Source organism: Mangrovibacterium sp. (assembly GCF_041596335.1).
Lineage (GTDB): Bacteria > Bacteroidota > Bacteroidia > Bacteroidales > Prolixibacteraceae > Mangrovibacterium.
The window spans coordinates 146451-162703 of sequence record NZ_JBFHIT010000001.1; the positions used below are offsets into that span (position 1 = coordinate 146451).

At 44.5% G+C, this 16253-nt stretch carries 14 protein-coding genes; 11 read left to right on the forward strand and 3 right to left on the reverse strand.

Annotation, left to right across the window (positions count from 1 at the left end; all coding sequences use genetic code 11):
* Window positions 1-110 precede the first annotated feature (110 nt).
* On the forward strand, window positions 111-1886 hold the full coding sequence (locus ABZD21_RS00505; protein WP_372772024.1) for an ABC transporter ATP-binding protein: 1776 nt from the start codon (window positions 111-113) through the stop codon (window positions 1884-1886).
* A 56-nt stretch (window positions 1887-1942) separates the two neighbouring features.
* On the opposite strand, the gene ABZD21_RS00510 is transcribed toward ABZD21_RS00505, so the two are convergent.
* A complete protein-coding gene (locus ABZD21_RS00510) occupies window positions 1943-2830 on the reverse strand; it encodes a cation diffusion facilitator family transporter (protein WP_372772025.1) in 888 nt (295 codons plus the stop codon).
* 451 nt (window positions 2831-3281) lie between these two features.
* Here ABZD21_RS00510 and ABZD21_RS00515 point away from each other — a divergent pair, with 451 nt between their 5' ends.
* From ABZD21_RS00515 to ABZD21_RS00530, 4 genes are all read left to right on the forward strand, one after another.
* Entirely contained in the window at window positions 3282-3974 is a 693-nt protein-coding gene (locus tag ABZD21_RS00515; RefSeq protein ID WP_372772027.1) for a tRNA/rRNA methyltransferase, read from the forward strand.
* An 85-nt stretch (window positions 3975-4059) separates the two neighbouring features.
* A complete protein-coding gene (locus ABZD21_RS00520) occupies window positions 4060-5097 on the forward strand; it encodes a hypothetical protein (protein ID WP_372772029.1) in 1038 nt (345 codons plus the stop codon).
* A 76-nt stretch (window positions 5098-5173) separates the two neighbouring features.
* A complete protein-coding gene (locus ABZD21_RS00525; RefSeq protein WP_372772030.1) occupies window positions 5174-6286 on the forward strand; it encodes a hypothetical protein in 1113 nt (370 codons plus the stop codon).
* Window positions 6258-7676, forward strand: coding sequence for a redoxin domain-containing protein (locus ABZD21_RS00530; protein ID WP_372772032.1), 1419 nt, complete (start codon window positions 6258-6260; stop codon window positions 7674-7676). The genes ABZD21_RS00525 and ABZD21_RS00530 overlap by 29 nt, the downstream gene beginning before the upstream one ends.
* A gap of 81 nt (window positions 7677-7757) precedes the next feature.
* On the opposite strand, the gene ABZD21_RS00535 is transcribed toward ABZD21_RS00530, so the two are convergent.
* The gene (locus ABZD21_RS00535) at window positions 7758-8678 is read right to left on the reverse strand and encodes a mechanosensitive ion channel family protein (RefSeq protein WP_372772034.1); all 921 of its coding nucleotides are present in this window, start codon (window positions 8676-8678) and stop codon (window positions 7758-7760) included.
* 224 nt (window positions 8679-8902) lie between these two features.
* On the reverse strand, window positions 8903-9787 hold the full coding sequence (locus ABZD21_RS00540) for an AraC family transcriptional regulator (RefSeq protein WP_372772035.1): 885 nt from the start codon (window positions 9785-9787) through the stop codon (window positions 8903-8905).
* Window positions 9788-9882: 95 nt separating this feature from the next.
* On the opposite strand from ABZD21_RS00540, the gene ABZD21_RS00545 reads away from it, so the two are divergent.
* The 6 genes from ABZD21_RS00545 to ABZD21_RS00570 all read left to right on the forward strand — a co-directional run bounded on the left by ABZD21_RS00545 (window position 9883) and on the right by ABZD21_RS00570 (window position 16201).
* Window positions 9883-10887, forward strand: coding sequence for a uroporphyrinogen decarboxylase family protein (locus ABZD21_RS00545; RefSeq protein ID WP_372772036.1), 1005 nt, complete (start codon window positions 9883-9885; stop codon window positions 10885-10887).
* Window positions 10888-10932: 45 nt separating this feature from the next.
* Complete coding sequence (locus ABZD21_RS00550; protein WP_372772038.1) at window positions 10933-11601, forward strand: B12-binding domain-containing protein; 669 nt, start codon at window positions 10933-10935, stop codon at window positions 11599-11601.
* A gap of 20 nt (window positions 11602-11621) precedes the next feature.
* Window positions 11622-12983: a uroporphyrinogen decarboxylase family protein gene (locus ABZD21_RS00555; RefSeq protein ID WP_372772040.1), complete on the forward strand. Its 1362-nt coding sequence runs from the start codon at window positions 11622-11624 to the stop codon at window positions 12981-12983.
* A gap of 98 nt (window positions 12984-13081) precedes the next feature.
* Entirely contained in the window at window positions 13082-13999 is a 918-nt protein-coding gene (locus ABZD21_RS00560) for a GTP-binding protein (protein WP_372772042.1), read from the forward strand.
* On the forward strand, window positions 13956-14660 hold the full coding sequence (locus ABZD21_RS00565; protein WP_372772043.1) for a hypothetical protein: 705 nt from the start codon (window positions 13956-13958) through the stop codon (window positions 14658-14660). Before ABZD21_RS00560 ends, ABZD21_RS00565 begins: the two co-directional genes overlap by 44 nt.
* Before the next feature lie 47 nt (window positions 14661-14707).
* Window positions 14708-16201, forward strand: a complete 1494-nt coding sequence (locus tag ABZD21_RS00570; RefSeq protein ID WP_372772045.1) for an ASKHA domain-containing protein — start codon at window positions 14708-14710, stop codon at window positions 16199-16201.
* The last annotated feature ends 52 nt before the right edge of the window (window positions 16202-16253 follow it).

Consider the following 16253-nt stretch of genomic DNA (forward strand, 5'->3'; position numbering starts at 1 on the left):
CACAATGCAGCTCCGAAGAAATTCGATCGCTGAAATTGTTAAACTTATCACGTTCAAATCTGTTTTTTGGGGTGAACTAATCAAATCAGATTGTACAGCATTGAACCAACATGGAAAATAAAAAGCAACGCCCAAAATTATCGCGCGAATCGTTAAAGAAAACACTTCGGTTGTATAAATTCATGAAACCCTACCGGTTCGAGTTTTACATCGGAATGTTCTTCCTTTTAATGACCAGTTTAGCTACACTGGCTTTTCCCCGTTTGCTGGGCATTTTGGTCGATTTGGGAACAACCGGAAAATCGCAACACGAAATCAACCAGATCGTTTTATTGCTGGCTGGGGTTCTGATTATACAGGCTATTTCAAGTTTTATTCGCACCAACATGTTTGTTCGTGTTACTTCGAAAACACTGGCTGCCATCCGCCAACATACCTACAGCCATCTAATTCGATTGCCCATGAGTTTTTTCCTGAAGCGTCGGGTGGGAGAACTGAACAGCCGCATTTCGTCGGACATTTCACTGCTCGAAGATACGTTAACCTCAACGGTTGCCGACTTTTTACGCACAATGCTCATTATCACCGGAGGAATCACGTTGCTGTTTTTCATCTCGGCCAAACTAACTCTTTTCATGCTTTTGGTTTTGCCTGTTGTGGTAATCGTCGCGGTGGTATTCGGGCGTTTTATCAAACGGTTTTCCAAAAAAGTTCAGCAAGAAGTGGCCGACTCAAACACGATTGTTGAAGAAACCCTTCAGGGCGTTCAAAACGTGAAAGCCTACGCCAACGAATTTTTCGAAATTGGGCGCTACACCGATAAAACCAACCAGGTCGCGCTAACCGGTATCAAAGGAGGCTGGTACCGGTCGTGGTTTTCAGCCTTTATGATTCTGGGAATGTTCGGAGCTATGCTCGCTGTAATTTGGCGGGGCACAAGTATGATAGCGACCGGACAAATTGATGCCGGGCAGCTGTTTTCCTTTGTTTTGTACAGTGCTTTTATTGCCGGAATGATGGGTGGCTTAGCCGATGTTTACGCGCGCTTGCAAAAAGCGATCGGCGCTACCGAAAACCTGTTGGAAATACTGGATGAACCCACCGAAATTATTGAACAACAAACAGCGCTGGTTGAGCACAATCTTCTGAAAGGAGCAATTGAATTTAAGCACATTTCGTTTCGATACCCCAACCGCCCCGAGGTCGAAGTGCTGAACGATATTTCGGTGAAAATTGATGCAAACCAGCAAATAGCTCTTGTTGGACCAAGTGGCGCGGGAAAATCGACCATCGTGAATCTGCTGTTGCATTTTTACGAGGCCTCGAAAGGTGAAATTTTATTCGACGGACGTGATATCAAAAGCATTCCGCTGACCGAACTACGCCAGCAAATTGCCGTTGTTCCGCAGGATGTCTTTCTTTTTGGAGGTACCATTCGCGAAAACATTGCCTATGGACGCCATCAAGCTACCGAGGAAGAAATTATAGCCGCGGCACGCAATGCCAACGCGTGGTCGTTCATTGAGGAAGCCCCGAACGGGCTGGACAGCATTGTTGGCGAGCGTGGAATGCAGCTTTCCGGAGGGCAGCGCCAGCGAATTGCCATTGCACGGGCAATGCTGAAAAATCCCCGAATCCTGATTCTGGATGAAGCCACATCAGCTTTGGATTCGGAGTCGGAACGCCAGGTGCAGGATGCTTTGGAAAAACTCATGAAAGGGCGTACCTCCATTGTTATTGCCCACCGGCTGTCGACCATCCGGCTGTCCGATCAGATTCTGGTGCTCGATTTTGGACGAATCATCCAAAAAGGGACCCATCAGGAGTTGGTGGAAGATGTTAACGGCATGTACTACACCCTCAGCGAATTGCAATTTACCAGCTGATTTTAGCGAATGTTTGAAGTTTTTGAAACTCGAACAGCAGGATCTGGACAGACAATTTAACAGCCTTTTCCTCCGTTTCCACATTTATATTCAAACTGAAAAGTGACATGCGTAATCTTAAATTCGCGATGTAAACTTGCTGTCATCTCTTCATTAATCGATTCCGTTTGCGACAGCTTCAGGTCGGCATCCAATTCAACATGAGCTTCAAAATGAATGGAATGATCGGTCAACCGCCAAATGTGGATGTGATACACCTGCTTTACTCCTGAAATTTTTTCCAGTTCACTTTTTACCATCACCGGGTCGATTGATGCGGGAGCAAACTGCATCAGTATTTCGGTCGACTCTTTCAACAACTGAAAGGTATGCACCAACAAATAAATACTAATGAGCAAAGTCACCAGCGGATCAATCCATGTCCAGCCCCAAGCCCAAATAAAAAGCGCACCTGCAATTACCGCCAACGAAGTCAACGCATCGCCCAACAAATGTAGGTAGGCCGCTTTTACGTTCAAGTTGTTGTGATGGTCGTCGTGCAACAGAAACACAGAAAAGCCGTTTGCCAGAAATCCGAGAATCCCCAGCCCCAACATCCATTTAAAATCAACCGGTTGCGGGTTGGCAAACCGATCTACCGCTTCAATCATCAGGTAAAAGGATATGGCGATCAACACCAGCGCGTTAATAAATGCGGCAAGAATTTCGGCCCGTTTATACCCAAATGAATGTTGCGCGGTTTTCTCCCGATGGCCCAACCGATCGGCTATATAAGCCAGCAGCACCGCGATCCCGTCACTCAGGTTATGAATCGCATCCGATATCAAAGCTAAACTACCGCTAATCAGTCCACCGATAAACTGAGCCACCGTAATAACAATATTCAACAAAAAAGTGATTCCCAAACGGGTATGCGTATGATGATGCGCGTGATCGTGTGCCATAGTAAAAAGATCAGGTTGAAAACAATAAAAATTGAAAGTAGCTAGAAATATACAGACTTCCTCTTCGTTCATTCTGCCAGTGAAAAAACTTCAGAATTTATTCAACTGCTATCAGATAACAGTTCAAAACCGGTTCCTGTTTTCGCACAACATTGCACTTTCGGTAATCAGATTTTCCAGACTTGACTGAAGCATTATCTTTGTAGCTCTCTAAAAAATCGATTAACCAAAGGTGAGCAATCAAAACATGGAGCAAAGCTTGGCTGTTTAGGCCAGGTTCAAGCGTTGAATGCAAAAAGTAAAACCCGCGTCGCCATTGATTTTGATAGCGCAAAATTGAAAAGTTAGACGAATGAAACGAACCTGTTGCTTCGCACACGTACACGAAATGAAAATAGTTTTCAGCAATAAGTGAGTTCCGTCAGACAATTAAAAAACAAATTATTTACTGATGAAGATTAGTTTTATCCTTGTTGAACCAGCTGTTCCCGAAAATGTTGGAGCAGCAGCCAGAGCCATGAAAACCATGGGATTTGCAGATATGCGACTGGTTAATCCATGCGATCATCTGAGCGACCCGGCACGCTGGCTGGCACACGCCTCGAACGATATTTTGGAAAACGCGACGGTGTACCCTGATTTTGAACAGGCGGTAAACGACATCGATTTCATCATTGGCACCTCTGCCAAACAACGACTGGTGAAAGAAGATTATCAATCAACTCGGGATTTAGTCGACATCATTCGATCGAAAGGTTCGGCCGTTCAGCACGTAGCCATAGTCTTCGGACGGGAGGACAGCGGACTGCGCAACGAAGAACTACGTCGGTGCGACATGGTGAGCACCGTGCCTTTGCAAACTGCTTATCCCAGCCTAAACCTGGCGCAGGCGATTATGCTGTATGCCTACGAGCTTAGCCAACTGCACCAGTCGGAGCACGAATTGGCCAAGCAGGAAGTCAATGAAAATGGCTTTCGGGCACTCAAAGAAAAAAGCAGCCAATTGCTATTGGAGCTTGATTTCAAAACCGAGTCGGCCATTTACCCGCGCATTCTGGAACGTCTCAACCTTCTGGGAGAAGGTGATATTCACTTACTTCATTCTATCTGCAATAAGTATTTCGAAAAGATGAACAGAAGCTGACAAAACGATCGCAAACACCAAACAGTTCTAATTTTCACCCCTTATAAATTCCATCACACAACTAAAAAAAACAATTTATATACCGATGAAAGCGAAATTTAAAACGATACTATTCCTCTTGACACTCGTGTCCTATACGGTACACGCCGGACAATTCGACCGGAAAATACACAAAAGCTATCTCAGCTCCCAAATTACAGCTCTTGAGGTGAGCAACAAATTCGGGTTAGTCGAAATCAACAACCTTGGGGGTGATTCGGTCACAGTTGATGTCGTTATAACGATGGAAAGCCCCAGCGAAGAACACGCCCAACAAATGATGAACCTGATCTCGATTAACATCAAGCGAAGCGGTAGTATATTGAAAGCGCAAACCATTATTGACAATGATTTTAAATCGAAAGAGAATTTTTCGATCATTTACAAAATCAACATACCAGGAGACCGAAACCTGACCGTGGACAACAAGTTTGGCGATGTGGCCGTACAAAGCCTCGCTGCCGCCGGAAACTTTGATATTTCCTATGGAAACCTGACCGCTGGCGAACTAAACGCGCCCGGAACCGACGGTATTTCGCTTGCGCTCGATTACGGAAAGGCAGACATTAAGGCGGTCAATAAACTAAAAGGAGTTGTTAAATACAGCAAAGTTTTCATTGGCCAAGCCGAAAATTTATCGCTCGAAACCATGTATTCGGGACTAAATATTGATGAGGTGAAAACAATGAATTTGGAGTCGAAATATGATGAAATAAAGCTGGGACGAGCTGCGGCTATTGTTGCAGAATCGAAATACACCAACTACAAACTTGATGAGGTGACCAAAAGTTTGACCATCAAACCTGCCTACGGTTCAGTAAAGGTTAGCAGAGTTTCACCTGAGTTCGAAAAAATTGAAATCACCAATAACTATGGCAGCGTCGCGTTGGGCATGGATACCCTCTCCTATCAACTGCAAGCAGACTGCGAGTATTGCGATTTAAAATATCCCGCTGAAAACTTTCAGGGCGACCACCTAAACGACAAAGCCCAATTAAAAGTTCTGGGTACCGTTGGGCAACCGGGAACCACCCGGAAAGTGGTTATTACAAGCCGCTATGGTGGAATAGATTTGACAAATTAATCGCTGCCCGAAAAAAACGATGAAACCGCAGGCAATTCGCTTGCGGTTTTTTTCGTTAATTTAGCCATCACGTGGTATGACTAAAAAACTTCATATTATCTGCTTTAATATTCCCAGTCCGCCTGACTACGGTGGAGTGATTGATATTTACTACAAGCTCGAAGCGCTTGCCAACGAGGGTACCGAAATTCATTTGCATTGTTTCGAGTACGATCGTCCGAGGGCTGCCGATCTTAGTCGATTTTGTAAGGAGATTTATTATTATCCCCGGAAAACCGGATTTAAGGCGCAATTAAGTACACTACCATACATTGTGCGAAGCCGGAAGCACCCCAAATTACTGCGAAATCTGAGTGCACTGCCTGCCCCTATCCTATTCGAGGGATTGCACACCTGCTTTTTACTGGGGCATCCGCTGCTTGCAGCCTGCAATAAACTAGTTCGTGCACACAATATTGAACACCAGTACTATTATCATTTGTCGTCTGCGGAATCGAATCTCGTCAAACGGGTCTACTATCTGATTGAATCCATTCGCCTTAGCTTTTTTGAACGTAAATTAGCTCTGGCCAACCACATTTTGGCCATATCAACTTCCGAAGAGCATTATTTTCAGCAAACCTTCAAAAAGGCAAAATTTATCCCGGCTTTTCATCCGTATCAAAAAGTAAGCTCGAAAACCGGCAAAGGCGATTATCTGCTTTTTCATGGCAATTTGAGTGTTAGTGAAAACCAGAACGCAGTGAAATTTCTCATGCGGGAAGTTTTCACCCAGATTACAATTAGCTTTGTAATTGCAGGAAAAAATCCGCCGGAATGGCTGATTTCTATGGCAAACGACATTCCTCATGTAATGCTGGTGGCAAACCCTTCAACCGAACAGATGAACACGCTGATCCGAGAAGCACACGTTTGCCTGATTCCAACTTTTCAAACAACCGGAGTGAAACTAAAATTACTGGCATCGTTGTTTTGCGGTAGACACTGCCTCACCAATTCGATGATGGTTAAAGGTACCGGATTGAAAAATCTTTGCCATATTGCGGACACTGCGGAAGACATGGTCCGAACGATTCGGAATCTGATGGAGATTGAATTTGACAGCAATGAAATTGAAAAACGAAAAGTTCAACTTGCAACATCGTACTCAAATGAAGCGAATGCACGGAAAATTATGGAGCTTATTTAGCTTCCTATTCGCCTGTCTGTGCCCCGCGCTTTCGTATGCACAGAATTACCGGATTGAAATCGACCTGCCGGCTTATCGCGACAGCCAGATCATTGTTGCCGGGTATTATTTCGGTGGACTATTCGTGAAGGACAGCTTACAACTGGATCATCGCGGAAGAGCGATCTTTCAGGGAAATGAACCTTTGCAGCAGGGAATTTATCAATTGTACATTCACAAAAACAAACAGTACGACTTTTTGGTGGGCACCGACCAGCACTTCAGCATACAGCTGCCAGCCGGGGCAACAACAATTGAACTGGAAGCTGCTACGGAAAGTGAAAAATTTCAGCTCTACATTGACTATCTGGGAGGCCAAAAAGCGCGTTTTGCCAATTTATCGGCACAACTGGAAAAGCTGAAACTGAATCCGGACTCGCTATCAATCCTAAAAAAGCAGCTTCAACAGCTGGATGAAGAGGTTAGAAATTACCGTTTTGAAGTGGGGCAAAAGGAGCGGCATAATTTGTTTGGGACTGTTTTGCTGGCCGGCCACCAGCAAAAATTAGAGCAAACGCAAATCCCTTCCGACTGTCAGCGCAACGATTCGTTGAAATGGGTTTACGAGTACAATTACCGAAAGAATCATTACTGGGATTATTTTGATCTGGGCGATCGTCGCTTGTGGCACACACCCTTTGTAAAAGAGCGTTTGAGTGAGTATTTCAACAAAGTATTGCTGCAAACTCCTGATAGCGTTTTGCCCGAAGCCATTCGGATGATCGAGAAATACCGAACAAGTCCGGAAACGTTCCAAAACCTCACCTCCTTCATTTTAAATAACAGTATTCAATCCAAGGTGATGGGCCTCGAAAATGTGTTTGTCGCGTTGGCCGAACGCTACTACCTGAGTGGGCAAGCCAGTTGGGCCGATCGTAAAACACTGGAAAATATTCGTCGCGAAGTAGCGTTGCGAAAACACAATCTGATTGGGAACGAAGCGCCCGAACTTTTACTGGAAGATGAAGACGGTGAGTTCCACAGTTTGAAACAATCGCCAACTCCTTACACGATATTGGCTTTTTGGGAACCATCGTGCAGCCATTGCAAACACGAAATTCCCAAATTATACGACGAGCTTTTTCTGGCTGCCAAACCCTCGCTACTCTCCGTATATGCGGTGTACACCATGACTGACAAAAAGGAATGGACTGACTTTATTTCAGAATATGAGCTCGGTGGTTGGATGAACTTGTGGGATCCAAAACAAATCTCGGACATGAAATTATTATACGGTGTTCGAACCACACCATCCTTGTTTCTGCTCGATGAAAACAAAAAAATCGTCGCGAAACAGCTGGATGTTGAGGGAATGACCCGCTTACTGGAAACACTGAATGTAATTCAATAGGCAACTTCAATTGGTTGCCCCTCTTTCAAGTCCTTCAATTACAATTGGTCGTATCGGGCTTTCAAAATCACGCGATTCTCCCTAGTTCAGTTTCCGCCCTTTATCGGCTTCTATTTTAACTCTAAATTCCGGTGGCTCAACCAATTGAAATGTCGCCGACGCGAACTTAACCTGCCCGTTTGTTTCATCAACTTTTTTAAGAATCTGAGTAAATAATTGCGTTTTTGTGACCCGACGCTTCTTGTAATTGACAATATACCGCAGCGTGAACTCTACCCAGTTGTCATTGGCAACAAGTGACACCATTGGCTCTGTTTGTGCATCTTCCAGTCGATATTTATCTTGCAACGACTTCCATTTTTCTACTGACTTTTGACTCAATTCTCCGGCAATATTTTTACCGGCTTGTTCAAAAATCTGTCTGGCCAGATCATAGTTGCTACCGTATTGTACCGGAATTTTTATTTCATCCCACAGAAATGGAAAGTCCCCTGAATAATTAAAGACTGGTTCTTTAAAAACAAAACTATTGGCAACAAATACAATCCGTCCGTTATACAAGTCACCATCAACCCATTGCCCGGTTTCCATTATAGTGGTTCTTATTACCCCAATATCCATCACATCGCCTTTAATCCCTCCAAGTTGAACCCGGTCTCCCGTTTTATAAAACCCGCCAAACATAATGGCAATCCAACCGGCAAACGAAACGATAACTTCCTGCATGGCGAATGCAATACCAGCTCCGGCTACCCCCAACGCTACGGTCAATCCGCCAAGCTTATCGCTAAAAACAATGGTTAGCAGAAGAATTGTTAAAACATAGCCAATAAAATTGCTGAACTTTTTTGCGCGATAGCGATTGTCGTTGTCCTTTATTTTAGTAAACAAATTGCGCTGTATCGCCTTAATAATGACCCAAATGATTGCCGCACCAATGAAAATAGCGGCTATTTTCCCCACCGTCGGGTCGAATAAGAATTTTCTGATTTGCTCTTCCATTTCGTCGTTGATTTGTATTTAAATTTTATCACAACATACAAAGGAGTCACCACCTGCAAAGGTTCCTTTTCGCGTCTGAACCGGGTCTCATTTTAGACCTCAATATCAGGACGTTGCCATACACAACCTCTGGGTGGCTTACATCAAATTTAGGGAATAGTTTCTATCCGGTCTTCACGAAGTCATACTTTCTTTTTTTGAAACAGAAGCCGGAACGGATTTACTCAGGAATAAAGCTTCCGGAAAGCTTGCGGCGACATACTTGTTTGTTTGCGAAACAGTTGGTTGAAGTAGGCGATGGAAGTGTATCCACTCTCGAAACAAATTTCCTTGATGGAAAGGTTTGTGTTTAGAAGTAATTTATGAGCAAAGTTTAAACGGATGGAATTCAGATACTCCGAAAATGTGACCTCAGCATGTTTTTTAAACAAGCGACAAAAGGAAGTTGGTGTTACTCCTATTAATGCGGCACAATCGTCAATTTTTAATTCTTCTTTAAAATGACGGGTAACGTATTGATGGACTTTGTTTATTTTTTCATTTTCAAACAAGACCTGTTCATTTTCGAAATCAGAGGAAGCCAGCAACTCATAGTCGCCGTCGTGTATCGTTTGCAGCGCATTCAATAAATCAATCAGCTGTTCAAACGATGGTTTTTGCCCCATTTCCTTTAGCACTGTTCCAACAATCGCTGCTGTTTGGCCTTTCAATTTCAGGCCGCGGTCTGCCTTCCGCAAAACATCACGCACCCCCTCCAATTCGGGTATCTCGATAAAATGGGAGCCAAAAACCCGTTTCTTAAACTGGATGTAATACGACTCGCTGGCTTCGTTGTCATCGGTTCTGAATTTCATATCTGAAATCCAAACATGGGGCAAATTAGCTCCGATCAACACCACATCTCCTTCGTTAAAACGATCAAAATGATCGCCAATCATTCTTGTACCATAGCCCTTCACAATTACAAGCAACTCATACTCTTTATGGTAGTGCAACGGCCGCGAGAAAAAAGGTGCCAAATAATGACCAACGTAGAACGACCTGGCTTGCTCCACTCCAACACTTTCAGGTTCAGCCGAAATCACCTTTGTTTCGTTCAATTTTATCATTTGTGGCAATATTTATAAATAAGTGACAATATAGCTAAATTTTTTGAATCAAACATTCTATAATATTGCATAGTAAATAACTGATTTATTGAACAATGAATAAACGTGATGTAATAAAAATGGTTCTCGATGGCAAAAAGCCACCTTATGTGCCATGGTCTTTCAAATTTACTGAAGAACCAAAAAAAATGCTTCAGGAGTACTATGGAGTTGAAGATTTGGATGTCGTGCTGGGCAACCATATTTTGAACCTGGGAAGTGATATCGGTTTCTTCGAAGAAGTAGCCCCAAACATGCTTAAAGATGTTTTCGGAGTGGTTTGGGATCGTTCGGTTGACAAAGACATCGGCATGCCAGTTGAGGTACTAATTAAGGAACCAACAATGGATGGCGTTGTTTTCCCCGATCCGCTTGATCCGAGATTCTTTGCCAACATTGAACCGGAAATTGAAAAAAAACCGGATATGTTCCGCCTGTTCCAAATTGGATTTAGCCTTTACGAACGCGCCTGGACACTACGTGGTGTTGAAAACCTGCTGATGGACTTTTTAATGTATCCGGATTTTGTGCACGAATTGTTCACCAAAATTGCCGATTACAACATTGCTCAGATTGAAAAAGCCATGGAATACGACATTGACGCGATTTACTTTGGCGACGACTGGGGACAGCAACACGGTTTAATTTTTGGCTACGATACATGGAAAGAGTTTGTGTACCCACAGCTAAAACGCATGTATGGCTTTGCCCGCGATCATGGTAAATATGTGATGATCCACTCCTGCGGGGATGTTGATGAACTATTCCCCGACCTGATTGAATGCGGATTGAACTGTTTCAACCCATTTCAACCCGAAGTAATGGACATCCACACCATTTTACCCGAGTATCGCGGTCGGTTGGCTTTCCATGGTGGTTTGTCAATGCAAAAGATTTTGCCATTCGGAACGGTTGAAGATGTTGAAAACGAATCGAAACGCCTGATTGAATTGGGTCGCGACGGCGGATACATTTTCTCGCCTTCTCACTCGGTTGAAGGAGACACATCGATGGAAAACATACTCAAATTCATTGAAATAGCTCAAAACCAACTGAAGTAACAAATCCTTAAAACCAATATTCTTAACTTATATTGATACAAAATCATGAACGAAATTTTAGCAGAAATAGCAAATTGCGTGGAATTTGGCAAGATTAACAAAGTCTCGCCTTTCCCTCCAAATATGAAAGGAATGGACGGAGCCGATGAGCTCACCCAACAAGCCTTAGCCGCTGGCGTTACCCCCGAAGACTTGCTCATGAAAGGGCTAATGATTGGCATGGAAAAGGTAGGCATCAAATTCCGCGAAAATAAAATATTTGTCCCTCAGGTTTTAATGAGTGCCAAAGCCATGAGTGCTGCCATGAACCATCTGAAACCTTTCTTTAGCGATGGCTCTGCCAAACGTAAAGGTGTGTTTATTATCGGAACCGTTGAAGGCGACTTGCATGACATTGGCAAAAACCTGGTTTCGATGATGGTAGAAGGAAACGGCTACGAAGTAATTGACCTTGGAACCGATGTCAAAGCTGAACATTTTATCGCAGAAGCCAGCAAACATCCGGGAAGTGTGATCGGCCTGTCGGCGTTGTTGACAACCACCATGCCCAACATGGAAAAAATTGTAAAAGCCATTAAAGCGCAGGATCCATCCAAGAAAGTATGTATCGGCGGAGCTCCTGTCAATCAGGAATTTTGCGACAAAATTGGCGCCGACTCATACAATCCCGATCCCCAGGGCGTAGTCGAATTCCTAAACAAACTGGCCTCATAGCATAAACATCAACCTGAAAAATGAAAGGATTAGAATTAATAAAGAAAGCGATGGCCATGCAACCGGTAGACCGCATCCCCTGGGTGCCGTTTGTCGGTTGTCATGCCGGACAACTTTTAGGATTGACAGCTGAGCAATTTCTACAATCAAAGGAACACCTAGTAAACGGAGTTAACAAAACCATTGAACTATACAATCCCGATGGAATTCCGGTTGCCTTCGACCTGCAAATTGAAGCCGAAGCGCTGGGATGTAAAATAGCCTGGGCCGACGATAACCCACCGGCCGTTGTTTCGCACCCGCTTAATGAAGGTGTAGACCTGGAAGACATCGTCATTCCATCGAAAGATGAAGCCCGCATTCCCATTGTGCTGGAGGCAACCAGGCAACTACGGGCTCAACATCCCGACCTGGCCTTGTACGGACTAATTACCGGACCGTTTACTCTTGCGCTTCACCTGTTGGGAACCGATATCTTTCTGCAAATGATGATGGATCCGGAGGCCACCCATAAACTAATGCGGGTTACAACAGATATTGCCATCGCAATGGCGGATTACTATATGGAAGCAGGTGTTGACGTTGTTGCGCTAGTTGACCCAATGACCAGTCAGATCGACCCAATGAGTTTTGAAACCTTCGTGTCTCCGTATGTCACCGAGATCAACAACTCGATCCGCGCTGCCGGCAAACTATGCTCATTTTTTGTTTGCGGAAACGCCAAGCAAAACATCGAGGCCATGTGTCAAACTAAACCCGACAACATTTCGATTGACGAGAACATTCCGTTGGACTTTGTTCGCGATATGGCGATGAAGTACAACGTAAGTTTTGGCGGGAACATGAAACTTACCGTGGTTTTACTGATGGGTGACGAAGATGCTTCGCGACGCGATGCCTTGGAATGTATGGACATTGGCGGCAAAAAAGGCTTCATCCTGGCTCCGGGTTGCGACCTTGCCATGGCCACTCCCAAGGAAAACCTGATTGCGGTAGCCGAACTTGTGCACGACGAAGTGCTTCAGGGAGAGTTGCGCGCATCGGATGTAGTAACCAAAGAAGTTGAACTGCTTGACCTAACAGACCACTGGCAGGAAAAGCAGGTTGTGGTTGACGTGGTCACCCTCAACTCAAAGGCTTGTGCCGCCTGCCAGTATATGCTGCAAGCAGCCGAAGTTGCCAGCGCACCTTATGGCTCCAAGGTCATTTGTCGCGAGTACAACATTTTAACTCCTGAGGGCGTACAAATGATGGCCTCGTTGGGCGTTAAAAACCTGCCCACGATTGTTATTGACGGTACTATTGAGTTCATTTCTCAAATTCCACCGATCAATAAAATTCAGGAAAAGATTGAAGCGCAACTGACTGCAAAAGGAGTCTGATTGATTCGGAAATAAGAATTCCAACGGCCGGCAACCCTGAACGCCATGCGCTCGGGGTTGTGGCTATGGAAATTCAGCTCACTATAAACTGGCAAGCTATGATACCCTTTTATATTGTTACCGGATGGCTCGGAAGTGGCAAAACAACTTTGCTGAAAAATATTCTAACACATTACGGCAACAGCTACCGCATTGCTGTGATACAAAACGAATTTGCGCCAACCGGAGTTGACGGTAAGGAACTTCAGAACACCGGAACAGCTTTCAAATTAGTTGAAATCAACAATGGCTCCGTTTTTTGTGTTTGCCAGCTCGGTAATTTTGTTGAGGCGCTCGAACAGCTGGCTGACAGCTACACGCCCGACGCCATTTTTCTAGAATCTTCAGGTCTTGCCGATCCGATTAGTGTTGTTCAAATTCTGAATGCTCCGGCGATAAAGGATAAAATCAACCTAAAAAAAATAATTACAGTGATTGATGCGGTTCACTTCGAACGCACCTTCCAAATGATGCCGCGCTTTAAACACCAGGTTATGGTAGCCGACCAACTAATCATCAATAAAAGCGAAGAACCGGGAACCTCGTCTCAGTCCGTGGTCGGGCTTCTGAAAAAATGGAATCCGTTTGCCGACTACAAATTCAGCAACTATTGCAACATCAACCTGAAAGACCTTTTCGACGATGATGCAGCGATGGGCAAAAGCAGAAGATTTCTTCCCATCATAAACGCGGGAAACAAGCCCGAGATGAATGTCTCCGTCCTCCGGGTTCACGATTTAATTTCCGAAACCCAACTAACCGAATTCATCCAGGAACTATTGCCGTCAAGCTATCGAATCAAAGGATTTGTAAACACATCAGAGGGAAATACCATTGCCATTCAGGCCGTGCTTGAAACGATTGAATTCGCGCGGGTTGAGAAATATGAAGGACGTTCGGAGTTAATTATTTTCAACAACCAGTATTCAAACCATGAACTTGAGCAGCGATTTAAAGCCAAAGTGCTTCACGTCTAAAATCAACGAAATTACGTTCCGGGCCGACGAATTGAAAATTACATCGAGTGATTTATCGATCCAAATTTCCGGAAGAAAAGGAAGCCTTCCTCCTGAGCTGGAAGAAATAGCCGCCACGATGCTTAAAACCATCGGCAAATACGAAATTTTCGTAGGTTTTATTATTTACAATGCGACATTAACCGATGCGAAACTTCAGGTTGAACAAGAAATTATGTCTGTTGGCAATACAGTGAACGACTTATTGTCGGGAGTTGAACAAGTCGCGATATTTGCCTGTACGGTTGAAAAGAAACTGGATGAATTCATTCGTTCAATAACCGACCCGGTTGATTTGTATTTGGCAGATGTAATTGGCACGCTATTGATTGAAAAAAGCCTTAAAAAGTTAAAGGAACATCTGAAATCGCTTCGATTTAAACTACATACCAATCTGACCAACACAATATGTCCGGGCAATTGCGGATGGGATATTATGGAGCAGAATAAACTTTTCAGACTTCTGCCGGAGTCGTTTCTGGGAATTTCGATCAATGAGTATGGGATGATGAATCCGGTAAAATCCATCAACGGGATTGTTGGAATGGGTGAACAGGTTCACTACCGCAAAACAAACTGCAAATCGTGCGACAGCCGGAATTGCTGGTACCGAAAGGCCTAACGATCCGGAACTGAATTGACTGAAAACCGAACGCAAACAGCAACACCATGAAACACCGGGTTATTCTGAAAAATTCCACCGCTACAAAATCGGTCGAAGTTGACGATGGAGCTAATTTACTGCAATGCATCCGCGAGCAGGTTGACAATTTTTACGCGCCCTGCGGGGGAAACGGTACATGTGGAAAATGCCGGGTTCACATCCCCGGCGAAGGTCATGTAACTTCGTGCCTGTACTATGTTAGTAAAGATCTTGAGGTTATCCTTCCCAACCGGGTCGAAATGCAAGTGTTATCGACTCAATACAAACTGACTAAAATTCTGCCTTCCAACCCGGGAAAAGCGTTGATGGATCTGGCAACAATACCCTACGGGCTGGCCATTGACATTGGCACAACAACCATTGTCTACTATGTCGTCAATCTTTTGTTTGGATCGGTTGTCGACATTATTTCGATGACCAACCCGCAATCGAAATTCGGAGCCGATGTGATTTCACGCATCAACTATGGCGCCACTACTCCGAAGGGCTTAGCTGAATTGCAGCAAGTTCTTGTTTTCAGTCTCAACGATGCAATCGATCAGTTCTGTTCCAACAACCAAATTTCACCTACTGAATTTGTTAAAATCGCCGTGGTTGGAAACACAATTATGCTTCATAACCTGCTTGGAGTTGATGCGCTGCCAATTGCTCACGCGCCCTTCACACCGCAATTTACCGATGCCAAAACAATGCCGGCAAGCGAATTGGGCATACACATTCACCCAAAAGGTGAGTTGATTTTAGCCCCTTCGTTAAGCGCGTATGTTGGAGCCGACATCCTGGCTGGGCTCGCTTCAATCGATTGCTCAAAACTTGGCAAAAACTTTTTGTTTATCGATATTGGCACCAATGGTGAGATTGTTTTGGCTACGCCTGAAAAAAAGCTGGCCTGCGCCACTGCTGCCGGTCCGGCCTTCGAAGGAGCTAATATTTCGTGCGGGATGGCTGCATTACCCGGGGCTATTTCCGAATATTCCGAACACGGGTTTAAGGTAATTAGCGGTACTTCTCCGACCGGAATTTGTGGATCGGGGCTCGTAGATATTATCGCGACAATGCTCGAAACCGGCGCGTTGGAGCCCGATGGAAATATTGCTGAAGATTTTATTATCTGCACCAACGATTTCTCAACCACAATTGTACTGAGCCAGCAGGATGTTCGGGAGATACAACTTGCCAAGTCGGCTGTTTTGAGTGGCATAAACCGGTTGATGGCTATCGCCGGACTTTCAATGGATGAGCTTGATCATGTGCTGCTTGCCGGAGGTTTCGGTAATTACCTGAACATTGCCAATGCCATCCGTATGGGCTTGTTGCCTCAGGTTCCACTCGAAAAATACATTCAGGTTGGAAACTCAGCCGGATCAGGAGCTGTGTTAGCCTTAAAATCTGAAGTTTTTATGACCGAACTTGAAACTCTGAAAGAGGAGATCAACTACATCGAGCTTTCAACCGATGATGAATTCACGATGGAATTCGCCATGAACATGTACTTCTAAGATTAAGACTTCGGTTCGGAAAGTTCGACTTAGGGTGGTCGGTTTGGTGACT

Excerpts from the sequence above, each read along its gene's own strand:
- ABZD21_RS00540 (WP_372772035.1), bottom strand. The coding sequence starts at position 9,787 with ATGATAAAATTGAACGAAACAAAGGTGATTTCGGCTGAACCTGAAAGT.
- ABZD21_RS00515 (WP_372772027.1), top strand. The coding sequence starts at position 3,282 with ATGAAGATTAGTTTTATCCTTGTTGAACCAGCTGTTCCCGAAAATGTT.
- ABZD21_RS00530 (WP_372772032.1), top strand. The coding sequence starts at position 6,258 with ATGCACGGAAAATTATGGAGCTTATTTAGCTTCCTATTCGCCTGTCTG.
- ABZD21_RS00550 (WP_372772038.1), top strand. The coding sequence starts at position 10,933 with ATGAACGAAATTTTAGCAGAAATAGCAAATTGCGTGGAATTTGGCAAG.
- ABZD21_RS00565 (WP_372772043.1), top strand. The coding sequence starts at position 13,956 with ATGAACTTGAGCAGCGATTTAAAGCCAAAGTGCTTCACGTCTAAAATC.
- ABZD21_RS00555 (WP_372772040.1), top strand. The coding sequence starts at position 11,622 with ATGAAAGGATTAGAATTAATAAAGAAAGCGATGGCCATGCAACCGGTA.
- ABZD21_RS00535 (WP_372772034.1), bottom strand. The coding sequence starts at position 8,678 with ATGGAAGAGCAAATCAGAAAATTCTTATTCGACCCGACGGTGGGGAAA.
- ABZD21_RS00545 (WP_372772036.1), top strand. The coding sequence starts at position 9,883 with ATGAATAAACGTGATGTAATAAAAATGGTTCTCGATGGCAAAAAGCCA.
- ABZD21_RS00520 (WP_372772029.1), top strand. The coding sequence starts at position 4,060 with ATGAAAGCGAAATTTAAAACGATACTATTCCTCTTGACACTCGTGTCC.
- ABZD21_RS00510 (WP_372772025.1), bottom strand. The coding sequence starts at position 2,830 with ATGGCACACGATCACGCGCATCATCATACGCATACCCGTTTGGGAATC.
- ABZD21_RS00560 (WP_372772042.1), top strand. The coding sequence starts at position 13,082 with ATGATACCCTTTTATATTGTTACCGGATGGCTCGGAAGTGGCAAAACA.
- ABZD21_RS00505 (WP_372772024.1), top strand. The coding sequence starts at position 111 with ATGGAAAATAAAAAGCAACGCCCAAAATTATCGCGCGAATCGTTAAAG.
- ABZD21_RS00525 (WP_372772030.1), top strand. The coding sequence starts at position 5,174 with ATGACTAAAAAACTTCATATTATCTGCTTTAATATTCCCAGTCCGCCT.
- ABZD21_RS00570 (WP_372772045.1), top strand. The coding sequence starts at position 14,708 with ATGAAACACCGGGTTATTCTGAAAAATTCCACCGCTACAAAATCGGTC.